The 12,010-nt window shown below is 70.6% G+C and carries 14 protein-coding genes; 5 read left to right on the plus strand and 9 right to left on the minus strand.

Going from position 1 to position 12,010, the window contains the following annotated elements:
• Nucleotides 1–318: 318 nt before the first annotated feature.
• Nucleotides 319–912 (plus strand): TetR/AcrR family transcriptional regulator, encoded by a 594-nt coding sequence (locus ACUKCB_RS23835; RefSeq protein ID WP_473037824.1) that lies wholly within the window; start codon nucleotides 319–321, stop codon nucleotides 910–912.
• 160 nt (nucleotides 913–1,072) lie between these two features.
• Here ACUKCB_RS23835 and ACUKCB_RS23840 read toward each other — a convergent pair whose 3' ends face one another.
• Nucleotides 1,073–2,161: an IS110 family RNA-guided transposase gene (locus ACUKCB_RS23840; RefSeq protein ID WP_473037825.1), complete on the minus strand. Its 1,089-nt coding sequence runs from the start codon at nucleotides 2,159–2,161 to the stop codon at nucleotides 1,073–1,075.
• 234 nt (nucleotides 2,162–2,395) lie between these two features.
• Complete coding sequence (locus ACUKCB_RS23845; RefSeq protein ID WP_473037826.1) at nucleotides 2,396–2,902, minus strand: hypothetical protein; 507 nt, start codon at nucleotides 2,900–2,902, stop codon at nucleotides 2,396–2,398.
• Between the two features lie 68 nt (nucleotides 2,903–2,970).
• Here ACUKCB_RS23845 and ACUKCB_RS23850 point away from each other — a divergent pair, with 68 nt between their 5' ends.
• Nucleotides 2,971–4,071 carry an enoyl-CoA hydratase/isomerase family protein gene (locus tag ACUKCB_RS23850; RefSeq protein WP_473037827.1) on the plus strand — a complete coding sequence of 367 codons (1,101 nt, stop codon included), beginning with the start codon at nucleotides 2,971–2,973 and terminating at the stop codon, nucleotides 4,069–4,071.
• Between the two features lie 103 nt (nucleotides 4,072–4,174).
• On the plus strand, nucleotides 4,175–4,612 hold the full coding sequence (locus ACUKCB_RS23855; RefSeq protein WP_473037828.1) for a hypothetical protein: 438 nt from the start codon (nucleotides 4,175–4,177) through the stop codon (nucleotides 4,610–4,612).
• 179 nt (nucleotides 4,613–4,791) lie between these two features.
• Here the strand turns inward: ACUKCB_RS23855 and ACUKCB_RS23860 are convergent, their stop codons facing one another.
• Complete coding sequence (locus ACUKCB_RS23860; RefSeq protein ID WP_473037829.1) at nucleotides 4,792–5,841, minus strand: methyltransferase; 1,050 nt, start codon at nucleotides 5,839–5,841, stop codon at nucleotides 4,792–4,794.
• Nucleotides 5,842–6,229: 388 nt separating this feature from the next.
• On the opposite strand from ACUKCB_RS23860, the gene ACUKCB_RS23865 reads away from it, so the two are divergent.
• A complete protein-coding gene (locus ACUKCB_RS23865) occupies nucleotides 6,230–6,463 on the plus strand; it encodes a type II toxin-antitoxin system HicB family antitoxin (protein ID WP_473037830.1) in 234 nt (77 codons plus the stop codon).
• The gene (locus ACUKCB_RS23870) at nucleotides 6,460–6,672 is read left to right on the plus strand and encodes a type II toxin-antitoxin system HicA family toxin (RefSeq protein ID WP_473037831.1); all 213 of its coding nucleotides are present in this window, start codon (nucleotides 6,460–6,462) and stop codon (nucleotides 6,670–6,672) included. Before ACUKCB_RS23865 ends, ACUKCB_RS23870 begins: the two co-directional genes overlap by 4 nt.
• Nucleotides 6,673–6,836: 164 nt before the next feature.
• Here the strand turns inward: ACUKCB_RS23870 and ACUKCB_RS23875 are convergent, their stop codons facing one another.
• The 6 genes from ACUKCB_RS23875 to ACUKCB_RS23900 all read right to left on the minus strand — a co-directional run bounded on the left by ACUKCB_RS23875 (nucleotide 6,837) and on the right by ACUKCB_RS23900 (nucleotide 12,010).
• Nucleotides 6,837–7,487 carry a hypothetical protein gene (locus tag ACUKCB_RS23875; RefSeq protein ID WP_473037832.1) on the minus strand — a complete coding sequence of 217 codons (651 nt, stop codon included), beginning with the start codon at nucleotides 7,485–7,487 and terminating at the stop codon, nucleotides 6,837–6,839.
• A gap of 123 nt (nucleotides 7,488–7,610) precedes the next feature.
• On the minus strand, nucleotides 7,611–8,522 hold the full coding sequence (locus ACUKCB_RS23880) for a hypothetical protein (RefSeq protein ID WP_473037833.1): 912 nt from the start codon (nucleotides 8,520–8,522) through the stop codon (nucleotides 7,611–7,613).
• A 495-nt stretch (nucleotides 8,523–9,017) separates the two neighbouring features.
• Nucleotides 9,018–9,428: a monovalent cation/H(+) antiporter subunit G gene (mnhG, locus tag ACUKCB_RS23885; protein ID WP_473037834.1), complete on the minus strand. Its 411-nt coding sequence runs from the start codon at nucleotides 9,426–9,428 to the stop codon at nucleotides 9,018–9,020.
• Complete coding sequence (locus tag ACUKCB_RS23890; protein ID WP_473037835.1) at nucleotides 9,421–9,744, minus strand: monovalent cation/H+ antiporter complex subunit F; 324 nt, start codon at nucleotides 9,742–9,744, stop codon at nucleotides 9,421–9,423. The genes mnhG and ACUKCB_RS23890 overlap by 8 nt, the downstream gene beginning before the upstream one ends.
• A complete protein-coding gene (locus ACUKCB_RS23895; RefSeq protein ID WP_473037836.1) occupies nucleotides 9,741–10,352 on the minus strand; it encodes a Na+/H+ antiporter subunit E in 612 nt (203 codons plus the stop codon). The genes ACUKCB_RS23890 and ACUKCB_RS23895 overlap by 4 nt, the downstream gene beginning before the upstream one ends.
• Complete coding sequence (locus tag ACUKCB_RS23900) at nucleotides 10,349–12,010, minus strand: Na+/H+ antiporter subunit D (RefSeq protein ID WP_473037837.1); 1,662 nt, start codon at nucleotides 12,008–12,010, stop codon at nucleotides 10,349–10,351. Before ACUKCB_RS23900 ends, ACUKCB_RS23895 begins: the two co-directional genes overlap by 4 nt.

Raw genomic sequence — 12,010 nt, forward strand, 5'->3', positions numbered from 1 at the left:
GGTGACTAATTCGCCTTGAGTGAAAATGGTGACCCTCTCGGAGGGATAAGTTCTGTGAGGAGGGAACCTTTTCCGGGCAAGGGTTCCGCGGTCAGGGGAAGGCGGTTGTCAGTACCAGATCTCTTTGCAATAAACTCCCGGGCCAACCGGTGTTCGCATCCGAGGCTCTCCCAGGCCTCGGATGGCCGGTGACAGCCCGTCATCCAGCCCGGAAGACTTCCCGCTCCCTCGGTCTCCCGGTCCGTTTCGGGACCACCGTCCCTATGGCCGGTCCCGCGTACCAAAGAGAACCGAGTTCCCACTCGATAGGGTCGCCTCATGCACCACCCCCCGGACACACTCCACGCTCGCAAACGTCGTAAGGCGAGGGCCACGATCGTGTCAGCAGCCTTCCAACTCTTCGCCGAGCACGGATTCGACAACGTCACGGTTGCCGCCATCGCGGAACGCGCCGAGGTCGGCCGCACCACCTTCTTCCGGTACTTCGGTGACAAACAACAGGTGCTGTTCGCCGACGACGGCGCCGAGGTGGACCGCATGTGCGCCTACGTGCTCGACAAGGCGGACCGGCCGCTGGGCGGCGACCTCGGGGCCGCGCTCACCCTGCTCCGCGAGGCCGCTGTCGCCACCAGGCCCTACGCCGCGCTGTCCCCCGCCCACTCCGCGGTTCTGGTCCGCCTGCTCAGAGAGAGCGTCGACCTCAGATCCCGCTACCTGTTCACCCGACAGCAGCGGGCGTTCCGCCTCGCCGGGGCCCTGACCGAGGCGGGGGCGGCCGAGAACACCGCCGTCCTGGCCGGCCACGCCGCGATGGCCTGCGAACTCACCGCGATGCGGCTGGCCGAGGGCCCGGAGCTCTTCCCCGCACGGGTGGACGAGGCCTACGGGATGCTGCACACCCTCGGGAACTGACCCCGCCCGGGCCCCGGGGCGGTCCCGGGCGGATGGCCGGAGCACGGCACCAGGCTAGGTCGCGGTCAAAGGCACGCGGTGAGCGGGGCCGGTGAGCGACGACGGGGCCGGACGCGGTGCGCCCGGCCCCCGTGTGTGCTGCGGGATGCTCCTATAGATGTCAAGCAGCTTGGGCGAGATCGTGTCGGGCGGGTGGAAGCCCGCTCTCAAGGACCCTGGCCTGCCTGGTCAGGACCTTGTAGACCTCGCGTGCCACATGGCGTTTCAAACAGCGCATGATGTCCTTCTTGGCCAGGCCCTGCCCGGTGCGCCGCTCCACGTAGGCGCGGGTGCGCTCGTCCCAGCGCATCCGCACCAGCACGATGGTGTGCAAGGCGTGGTTGGCGGCCCGGTCACCGCCCCGGTTGAGCCGGTGCCGATCCCGCCTCCCCGAGGAGGCCGGAATCGGCGCGACCCCGCACAGATGCGCGAACGCCGCCTCCGAGGCCAACCGGTCGGGGTTGTCCCCGGCCGTGGCCAACAACTGCCCGGCCACGTCAGGTCCCACCCCCTTCAGCTCCAGCAGCTCGGGGGCCGCCCGGTGGGTCAGGGCTTTGAGCTCGACATCCAACTCGGCGATCTCCTCGCCCAGGGCGCCGATCCGCTTGCCCAAACGGCGCAGAGCGGCCTTGACCGCCTGGGCGGGGTCGGCCAGGTCCGTACCGGGACGCAACCGGGAGCACACCGCGGCCAGCTTCGCCACCGCCAGCCCGCGCAGCGGGGTCCGGACCTGTTCGGGGGCGGTGACCACCAACTGGCGGGCCTGGTTGATCGCCTGGGTGCGGGCCTTGACCGCCGAGCGGCGCACCACCCGCAGGGAACGGATCGCCTCCACGATCCCATCACGAGTCTTGGGCGTGCCCGACGCCCGCCCCGAGGCCACCGCGGTGGCGGCGTAGGCGTCGATGGGGCCGGACTTGCCCTTCATCCTGCGCGTCTTGCGGTCGGGGCGGTCCACCTCGACCACGGCCAGGCCCGCACCGCCCAGCACACGGGCGAGTTCAGCGCCGTAGGCGCCGGTGCCCTCCACCCCGACCGCGTCCACCGTGCCGTGGGAGCACAGCCAGGACACCAGGCGGCGGTAGCCGGTACCGGTGGCGGGGAACTCGGCGTCGGCCAGGTGGCGGCCGAGGGGATCGATGAGGGCGGCGTGGTGGGTGTCACCGTGGGTGTCCACGCCCGCTGTGACAACGAGGGGCTGATCGGTCATGCTGGTCATGGTCGTCCTGTCGCTGGTTCCGTCGGGGCGGCACGCGCCGGCCGGGCGGGCGGACAAGACTGTGGCGGGGCTTCTCGACCAAGCTCCTATGAGGTCACGGTCGCCCGTCCGGTCGCGTGCGGTGGCTTCCCCGGGCAGGCCGACGAATCCCGTAAAGGACAACCTTGCGGTGTCGGTCAGTCGGTGGGTCAGACCTGCCGGAGAAGCCACTACACATCCTCACAGTCAGTCGAAGAGCTCGTCGGTGTGTTTCGCCCCGACGGCCCTGGTGATCCAGATGTCGAGCCGGTCGGAGTCGGTGCACTCCTCGATCCGCCTGCGCGCGTCTGGCCCGACCGAAACGGGGAGTACGTCCAGAAGGCGGAGGAGCGCCTCTCGTTTGCCCTGGACCAGGCCTGCTTCCCGGCCTTCCTCTCGGCCCTCCTCAAGCCCCTCTTCGCGTCCCTGGCCGACGTACTTGCGGGCGAAGTCGCTCTGCCACTCGTAGGTTCCGGTTGCCATGAGTTCCTCCCACATCAGTCGAGCCGCCGCGCTGAGCTTGGACTCGATGAAGTCATAGTAAATGAGACGGGTGTGTTCGGGCAGGCCGTCCAGGGCCGATTCGGTGGCCTTGAGCACCGCCGGGTTGTCTCCATGGGCGGCGGCCGAGAGGACGACGGGGGCTCCCCCGGGGGGCACGGCTACCGGGCCGAGGACGGTGTTGAGAGGATCGTGTGCGGCCTTCGGGCGCACCGAATCCTGGAAGGAACCACCGATACCATGAGCCCCATCATCACCCGCCGGACCACCGGAGCCGCCGGATGACCAGTGACGGGACCCCCGACGAAGCCACGGTGCTGCTGCGCGTCCACGGCTCGCTCGCCCGGGCCACGCTCAACCGGCCGCGCGCCATCAACGCCCTCGACCACGGCATGGTCCGTGTGCTCGCGGACGCCCTCACCGTCTGGGAGAAGGACGAGAGGGTATCGGTGGTGCTGCTCGACGGTGCCGGTGAACGCGGCCTGTGCGCGGGCGGCGACATCCGAGCCATCCGCGCCAGCGCCGTGACCGGGGACCGGCGGGCAGCCGACTTCTGGCGGGACGAATACCACCTCAACGCCCAGATCGCCCGCTATCCCAAGCCGTATGTCGCCCTCATGGACGGTGTGGTCATGGGCGGCGGGGTCGGTGTCTCCGCGCATGGCGGAGTCCGTGTGGTCACCGAGCGCTCCAGGGTGGGCATGCCGGAGACCACCATCGGGTTCGTGCCCGACGTCGGCGGCACCTACCTGCTGTCACGGGCCCCGGGCGAAACCGGGACCCATCTGGCGCTCACCGGTACCGCGGTCGGTGCGGCGGACGCCGTGTACACCGGCATGGCCGACCACCACGTGCCCTCCGAACACCTGCCCGAACTGGTCCGTGCGCTCTCGGAAACGGTCACTGAGGCCGACGTCGTCGAGGTTGTGGGCCGCTTCGCGCAGACCGCACCAGCCGGGGACCTGGCGTCCCGCCGGGCCTGGATCGACACCTGTTACGCGGCCGACACCGCCGAGGAGATCGTGGCGCGGCTGCGCGCCCACGGCGACCCGGAGGCGGCGAAGGCGGCCGAGACCATCGAGGGCAAGTCGCCGACCTCGGTGAAGACCACCCTGGCGGCGCTGCGCCGGGCCCGCGCGCTGGCCACCCTGGAGGAGGTCCTGGAACAGGAGTACCGGGTCTCCACGGCCACGCTGGCCTGGCCGGACCTGGCGGAGGGCATCCGGGCCCAGGTGATCGACAAGGACCGTCGGCCCAGGTGGTCCCCGGCCGCGCTGGCGGAGGTCGCCGACACCGACGTCGCCCGGGCCTTCGACCCCGCCCCGGACGGGCCGCTCGGTCTCGCCGAGCCCGGGGCGGGCACCACGCGGACGGGACCGTAGCCCCCGTCGGCAGGACGAACCGAACGGAACCGGGTGTTTCGGGAGGAGGCCGGGTGGTACATCTGTTGGACAGACCACCCCCACGACTGTGCCAGGAGCCCCCGTGTCGTATCACCACCCGCTGCCCCAGACCCTGTCCGTCGCGCGGATCCTGCTTTTCGTCAGGTTCGCGCTCGGAGGCCTGTCCTACGTCTTCACCCTGGCGATCCTGGACAGCATGAGCCGGTCCGAGGCCGATGTCGACTACGGGACGACCAAGGGTGTGCTGGCGTTCCTGCTGCTGCTCGGGGTCGCGATGGCCGTCTTCGACTACTACGTCGCGGCCACCGTGAAACGGGGCGGGCGGCGGGCGCAGGTGTTCGCCCGGGTGGCCGCCGGTCTCGGCTTCGCCGGTGTGCTGCTCAACCTGGTGCTGGGCCGGTGGCTCAACGCCGTCATCGCACTGGTGCTGGCCGTCGCGGTCGTCCTGCTCGTGGAGAGGGCTCCCTCCCGGGAGTGGTTCGAGGTGACGCAGCGGGGCGCGAAGTACACCGGCGGCTGACGGTCGGGGCCGTCGAGCCCGTCGGAGAAAGGGGCCGGGGACCAGAACCCCGTACCTTGGCCGTGTGCCTCACAGACACCGTGCCCGAGGCGGAGAGCGCCGGGCGGCGCGCCCGTCGACGGGGAGCGGATTCGGAGGGGCGGCGTCTCCCGTGGTGGCGGGTGCGGGCGCGGCCCGGGTCACTCGGGGCGGCCGACGGTGAACTCCTGGAGCCTGATCCCGTGTGATTCGTGGTCCCCGGCCAGGCTCAGCCCCGCCTCCGCCGCCAGGGCCGCCAACTCCTCGCCGTCCCGCTCCCTCCCGTTGAAGTACGCCAGCATCCGCACGTCGAGTTCGCTCATCGCCTCCCCGCCGCCGTACTCGGCGACCAGGACGGTCCCGCTCGGGCCGGCCGCCTCGGCGCAGCGCCGCAGGATGGCGCGGGCCGAGGCGTCGTCCCAGTCGTGCAGGATCCAGCACAGCAGGTAGGCGTCCGCGCCTTCGGGCAGCGGGTCGAAGAAGCTGCCCTCGACCGCCGTGGCGCGGTCCGCCAGCCCGGCGTGCCGGAAGGCCTCCCGGGCGGCCGCCGCCGGTCCGGGCAGGTCCACGACGGTACCGCGCGGCCGGGGGAAGCGCTCCAGCAGCACCCGCAGCAGGGAACCGTCCCCGCCGCCCACGTCCACGAGGTGTTCCAGCGCCTCCCACTCGTACATCCCGGCCAGGGTCCGCGCCTGTGCGGCCATGCGCGCCCCCATGATGTTGTCGAAGGAGGCGGACAGCTCCGGGTCGGCGGACAGGTCCTCCCAGAACGAGGAACCTCCGAAGTACAGCCCGTAGGCGGGCTCCCCGGTGCGCAGCGCCTCGGCCAGCTCCGCCAGGCACAGGTCCGCCCGTCCGTGCGCGCTGTCGGCGGCGAACCAGTCCAGCCGCGAGTACGGGTGGTCCGAGCGCAGCGAGGCGCCGGTCCCGGTGAGGGCGTACCGCTCGCCCTCCCGGGCGAACAGGCCCTCGCCCTCCCGGGCGAACAGGCCCTCGCCCGCCAGGTGCCGCAACACCCGGGCCAGGGCCTCGGGCCGCGCTCCGACCGCCTCGCCCAGTTCCCGGGCGGTTCTCGGACCGTCGGCCAGGTGGTCGGCCACCCTCAGGGTCGCCACCGCCCGGATCGCCATCGGGGTGACCAGGCTGGCCTTGGCCCAGAGCCGGGCGGCCGCCTCCCTGGCCGCCCGGGTGCTCTCGGATTCCACGCCCATCGAACGCCCCCTCGGTCTCGCCGCTCTCTCTCCGGGAGGTTATCCACGGGCCCGGGCGTCCGGGGGGCGGCGTGCCGTAACGGCCGCTTCCGGCCACACCGCGCACGGCGGGGCCGGGCCCGCCGCGCCCTGTCCTGGGGCGGAACAGCGACCCCGGCCAGCAGTGCGCTGACGCTCACCCCGTTGACCAGGCCCGCCCGCCCGTGCTGGGTGCAGCCGAACGGAGTGATGATCCCATCAAGCCTGAGACCTAACATGTGTGCGTGAGGGCGCACCAGGCAACCTTTTAACTACTTTTAGTAACTGATGCTATGCAAGGAGTGCCTGGTTGCCATTGGTTGGCAACTAATCACCACCAATCGCAACTGGCGGGGATACTCTGTTGGCTATGGAGCGCACACTGCACTTGGCCGTCACGGTGACGCCTGACCTTGACGCTGGTGGGTATGTGGCACGCGCGATGGACGTTGAGGTCGCCTCCCAGGGCGAAACGGAGCAGGAGGCGTTGGCCGCGCTCACCGAAGCCTTGGATTTGTGCTTCGAGGATGATGAAGAGGCCGTGCGTCATTTCAGGCAAACCGCCAGCAGGGCGAGGGAGATCGACATACGCTTGCCCGCGTGAGTCCTTCCCTCGTTCCGATCTCTTCTGGTGCCAAAGTCGTCTCTGCCTTCCAGAAGGTCGGTGTCCGGACCAAGGGGGACCACGCGAAGCTCAGGAGAGATTCGCGGGTGGTCGTCGTCCCGCTGCACAAGGAACTCAAACGCGGGACCACCGCGTCGATCCTCAAGCAGGCCGGACTGACCGCCGACGAACTTCGCGACCTCCTCTGAACGGTCCCGGAGGCTTCCTGCGCGGCTGCCACGTTCTTCCCTGAGGTAGGCGAACCTCGGGCAGGGGAGACCGCCCGGCCGTGGTCCACGGCATCCTCGCGTGCTGTTCTCCGTGCCCGTCGGAGAGCCCCCGTCGGCCGTCGAGGGCTTCGGCACCGTCTGGCCTAGCCGGTCGCCGGCCCGTGGAAGCCCTGACGGCGTTCGACGAGCAGACGCCGCCTGTGCCGGTTGCGTCGGACCGCCGTGGTGATGAGGATCGGCAGCCCGAGCAGCAGGCCCAGGAACGACGGGACGAAGGCCCACAGCAACGTGCCCGCCACACCCCGGACGAACTCGGCACCGCCGTCACCGACGTCGGCCACCGCGAACTCCGCGCCGCCGGAGGTGCCGGGGCAGGACAGCGTGTACTCCCCGGCCCCCGGCGCCTCCTGGGCCCCGACCAGCGACCAGCTCTCCGAACCGGTGTCCACGTCGTGGCTGTAACCCGGTAGGCCGAACCCGGACTTGGTGCCGTCGGGGCGCACCAGGACGCACGTGTCCGCGGCCCCGCCGGAGGAGTACAGGCCCAGGAGGGTGTCGGTCCCCGTCACGGTGAAGACGGCCTCCTGACCGGAGGACACCCGGGCCTCGAACTCCGGCAGGGCCACCGTGGAGAGAACGGAGACGAGGAATCCGACGAGGGCCGTAACGAGCCCGCCGACAAGGACCAGGGCGCCCACGGCGTACCAGAACCGGCCAGGACGCAGTTCACGCGGGTCGATGCGGATCGGCACCGGGCCGGGGTGGCCGTGCGGTGGCGGGTGGGGGAAACTCATGGCTGCACCTTCGTGCCGGGTACGGGTGGGCTCCACCGGCGGGCGCCCGCCGGTGTCCGGTGTGATGCACGGAGGGCGCACTCCGGTTCCGGACTCCTCCCTGACGGTCTCCTGTCGGGGACGTCAGCCGTGCCGCCGGCCCTGCCCGTTGACCCAGGCGTGGTAAGCGTGGGCCTGGTACTCGCGGACCAGTCGCCGCCGGTGGTTGCCGCGCCTGATCGCGACCGCGACCGGCAGGGCCACGGACAGGAGCGCGCCCAGGGCGACCGACAGCATCAGTGTCCCGAACCCGGTGAGCATGGCCTGGTCGTACTCGACCGCGAGGTCGGTGTCGGCGATCACGTACTCGGTGTCGGAGGAGCCGGAGCACTCCAGTGTGTACTGGCCCGGGGAGCTGACCGAGACCGAGTGGGCCAGCCGCCACTCGCCGTGGCTGTAGCTGACGACCCTCTCCACGAGTCGGGGGCTGCCCCAGCCGGACAGGCGGCAGGAGTCGGGGTCCCCGTCGCGGGGCGCCACGTACAGGCCCAGCGAGTCCGTCTGTCCCGCCTCCACCTGGAACACGGTGCTGCCGCCGCCCGGCACGACCTCGGAGGCGAACTCGGGTCGGTCCTGGGGAGCGTTGCTGCCGAACAGCCAGAAGGCGGACGCGCCCAGCGCGACGCAGAGCACCAGACCGAAGGGCCCGAGCAGCATCCAGCGGAGTCTGGGCCGGACGTCCTGCGCGGGGACGTGCACCGGGGGAGGGACCACGACGTATCCGGGGGACGCGGCGTAACCGGGGGGAGGGGCGTGGGCGGCCGCGGCCGCGTACCGGCGCTGTGCGCGCCGGCCGGACAGCCTGCTGGTGCGTATGACCAGTACGGTCACGCACACGACCAGCGACACCAGGAAGGTGAGCATCGGGGACAGGATGCCGCCGACGATCAGGGCCGGGGAGGCTTCGGGGTTGTCGCTGAGCAGCAGGATGCTGATCAGCAGGTTCACCGGGAAGACCGCGCCGCCCACCCAGTACCAGAACCGGGCGGGCTTCACGTCGGGGAGTGGTTCCTCGGCGCCCGGTCCTGCCGGTGCGACTGGCGAATCGTGGGGGCCGGCGTGTTGGGGGTGCGCGACGGGCGGGTGCTGCGGTCGCAGGTGCTGCGGGGGCGGTGGGGGCGGGGCGCCCTGCGGGGCCTTGGGCAGGCTCAGGTCCTGTGGAGGTGGCGGAGGAGCGGAGGGCTGCTGGTGCCCGCCGTGCGGTGGGCCTTCTTCGGGGATCGGCATAAGGGGGTCTGCTGCTTTCGGTTTCAGTCCTGCTGAGGGGCTGTGGACGGTGTGCGGCGGAGGGTGTGGACCGCTGGGGGCGAGGGTCGGCTCGCGAGCCGGGCTTCGGCGCAGCGCTGCGGCCACCCCGACCGCGACCGCCGCGGGCGGCGGGACAGGGCCACGAAGACGATGATGCCGGTGACGGCGGTCTGGTTGTCCACGGCATGGGGGACTCGTGGGGGCGGGGCGTGGTCGCACGCCGAGTCGGTGCGGGGTGCCCCGCTAGGACGTGCCTTCGCCGGACGGCCGGTCTCGTACCGCACGGCGCTTGGCCTCCAGCCGCTCCTCCAGTTCGTCGGTGACCACCAGGTCGTGCCGGATCCGGCCGGTCCGGTAGCCCACCCGGGCCGCGATGTGGCCCGCGACGGGGACGGTGACGATCTGGAAGAGGCCGACCAGGATCAGGGTGCCGAAGTCGAACACCCCGGTCTCCTCCACCGGCATGATGCGCAGCCCGATACCGAGCAGCACCAACAGCATGCCCAGTACCTGCGGCTTGGCCGCGGTGTGCATCCGGGAGAGCAGGTCGGGGAAGCGGATCAGGCCCACCGCGGCGACGAAGGACAGCAGGGCCCCGGCCAGGATGCACAGGATCGCGACCCAGTCCAGGACGCTGACGAACTGCTCACTCACGGCTTTCCCCCTGTTCCATGGTCGCCGGGTACACGGTGTCCTCGGGACGGACGTGCTCCTCGGGACGCCTGGCGACGAACTTGGAGATACTGATCGATCCGACGAAACCCAGCAGCGACAGCACCAGCAGAGTGGGCAGGATCGTGGGATCACGGTTGAAGGCCGCGTAGGCACCGAGCCCGGTCAGCGCGGAGGCCAGCAGCACGTCCACGGACAGCGCCCGGTCCAGGATGCTCGGCCCCAGCAGGAGCCGGGCGGTGCCGAGCAGCGAGGCCACACCGAGCAGGACGGCGATGACGACCCACAGCGCGCTCACGTGTTCTCCTTCCCGGCCGCCGTCGCGGCCTCCAGGTCGTTGATGTCCTTCCGGGTGCCGAGCGCCCGGACGATCCGCTCCTCCAGGGTGAGGATGATCTGTTTGGACTTCTGCGCCTCGGCGTCGCTCTCCGCGCCCAGCATGTGCACGTACAGGATGTGTTCGGGCTGGGCGACCTCGACGATCACGCTGCCGGGGATCACCGAGGCGGCGATCGCGGTGCACACGAGCATCAGGTCGGAGTCGGTGCGCATCTGCACGGCCACCACCGAACTCCGCACCGGGGGGCCGGGGCGGAACACCTGTGCCGTCACCTGGAAGCTGGCGACGACCATCTTCCCCAGGACGTGGCAGAACAGGCGGACGCACTGCACCGGCCAGAAGCGGAAACCGGGCACGATGGGCGGCAGCGGGAAGACCATCATGATCGCCGCTGACACCAGGAACCCCAGGAGCGCGATCCCCAGGGACTCCGGGCGGGGTTCGAACCCCTTGAACAGCAGCATCCACACCAGGGTCATCCCGAGGGCGACCGGGATCTGCACCTTGCCGAGCCGGCGCCGGAGCGCGTTCAGGCCCCTGCCCCTCCTGGTCTTCAGGTCGTTCATCGGGAACCTCCCAGGACCGCTTCGATGTAGGGCCGTTGGGCCTGGAGGTCGACCGCCGCGTTGGAGGCGTAGCCGATGAGCGGTCCGGCGAACACGGTCATGGCCAGGCCGAACGCGACCAGTGCGACCGTGGCGCCCACCATGCTCTTGGGCAGGACCACCGAGGTCACCACCGGGGTGGCCGCGGTGGTGGTGTCGCTCAGTCGCGAGGACGGGCCGACCGCCTCCTCCGAGGGGCCGAGTGCCGCGGTCGAGGTGTCGTCGGCTTCGGAGTCCTCCAGGACGGTGCCGGGTTCGGCCACCATGCCCTCGGACGGAGTGCGCCAGAACGCGTAGTTCCACACCCGTGCGATGACGTACAGGGTCAGCAGACTGGTCGTCACCGAGGTGCCGACCAGTGTGTAGGCGAGCGGGGTGCCCGCGTCCACACCGGCCTGCAGCAGCCCGACCTTGCCCAGGAAACCGGACAGCGGCGGGATGCCGCCCAGGTTCATCGCGGGGATGAAGAACAGGACCGCGAGCACCGGGGCGATCTTGGCCAGACCGCCCAGGCGGTCCAGGGAGGTGGACCCGCCCCGACGTTCGATCAGCCCCGTGACCAGGAACAGGGTGGTCTGCACGGTGATGTGGTGCGCGATGTAGAACACCGCCCCCGCCATGCCCTGCTCGGTGCCCAGCGCCACCCCGAAGACCATGTAGCCGATGTGGCTGACCAGGGTGAACGACAGCAGACGTTTGATGTCGGTCTGTGCCACGGCGCCCAGGATGCCCATGAGCATGGTCGCCAGGGCCACCCACATCAGTGCGTTGTTGAGCTGGGTCCCCGGAAAGAGGAGGGTCTGCGTGCGGATGATCGCGTACACGCCGACCTTGGTCAGCAGGCCCGCGAACACCGCGGTGACCGGGGCGGGCGCGGTCGGATAGGAGTCCGGCAGCCAGGCGGCCAGCGGGAACACCGCGGCCTTGATACCGAACGCGATCAGCAGGATCACCTGGAGGACCAGGGCCAGGTCGGGGGAGAGTTCGGGGATGCGCTCGCCCAGTTGGGCCATGTTCACCGTGCCGGTCGCGCCGAACACCAGCGCGATGGCGATGAGGAACAGCACCGAGGAGACCAGCGAGACCACCACGTAGATGGCGCCCGCCCGCATCCGCGACTGCGTGCCGCCCAGGGTCAGCAGCACGTAGCTGGCGGTCAGCAGGATCTCGAACCCGACGTACAGGTTGAAGAGGTCACCGGCGAGGAAGGCGTTGGAGACGCCGGCGACCAGGATCAGGTAGGTCGGCTGGTACACCGACAGCGGCGCCACCTCGGCCTTGCCCGCCATCCCCTGGCCGATGGAGTACACCAGCACGGCCAGCGTGATCGCCGCCGACACCGTCACCATCAGCGCGGACAGCCGGTCGGCGACCAGGTTGATGCCGACCGGGGCCTCCCATCCGCCCACGTGGACCACCTGGGGGCCGAACACGTCGGCGCCCACCATCAGCGCGGCCCCGATCACCAGCACCAGCGCCAGCGAGATGACGCTCAGCCACTGCTGGACCCGGGGCCAGCGGATGCCCATGGCCAGTTTGACCCCGGCCGCGAAGAGCGGCAGCACCACCGGCAGGGGAATGAGGTAGTGGAGGATGCCGGCGAAGTAGTCCCATCCCAT

Source organism: Nocardiopsis moroccensis (genome assembly GCF_055763695.1).

What these genes read in the sequence shown, in the direction of transcription:
- ACUKCB_RS23835 (WP_473037824.1), top strand. Translation starts at nt 319, where the DNA reads ATGCACCACCCCCCGGACACACTCCACGCTCGCAAACGTCGTAAGGCG.
- ACUKCB_RS23840 (WP_473037825.1), bottom strand. Translation starts at nt 2,161, where the DNA reads ATGACCGATCAGCCCCTCGTTGTCACAGCGGGCGTGGACACCCACGGT.
- ACUKCB_RS23850 (WP_473037827.1), top strand. Translation starts at nt 2,971, where the DNA reads ATGACCAGTGACGGGACCCCCGACGAAGCCACGGTGCTGCTGCGCGTC.
- ACUKCB_RS23860 (WP_473037829.1), bottom strand. Translation starts at nt 5,841, where the DNA reads ATGGGCGTGGAATCCGAGAGCACCCGGGCGGCCAGGGAGGCGGCCGCC.
- ACUKCB_RS23865 (WP_473037830.1), top strand. Translation starts at nt 6,230, where the DNA reads ATGGAGCGCACACTGCACTTGGCCGTCACGGTGACGCCTGACCTTGAC.
- ACUKCB_RS23875 (WP_473037832.1), bottom strand. Translation starts at nt 7,487, where the DNA reads ATGAGTTTCCCCCACCCGCCACCGCACGGCCACCCCGGCCCGGTGCCG.
- ACUKCB_RS23895 (WP_473037836.1), bottom strand. Translation starts at nt 10,352, where the DNA reads ATGAACGACCTGAAGACCAGGAGGGGCAGGGGCCTGAACGCGCTCCGG.
- ACUKCB_RS23900 (WP_473037837.1), bottom strand. Translation starts at nt 12,010, where the DNA reads ATGGGATGGGACTACTTCGCCGGCATCCTCCACTACCTCATTCCCCTG.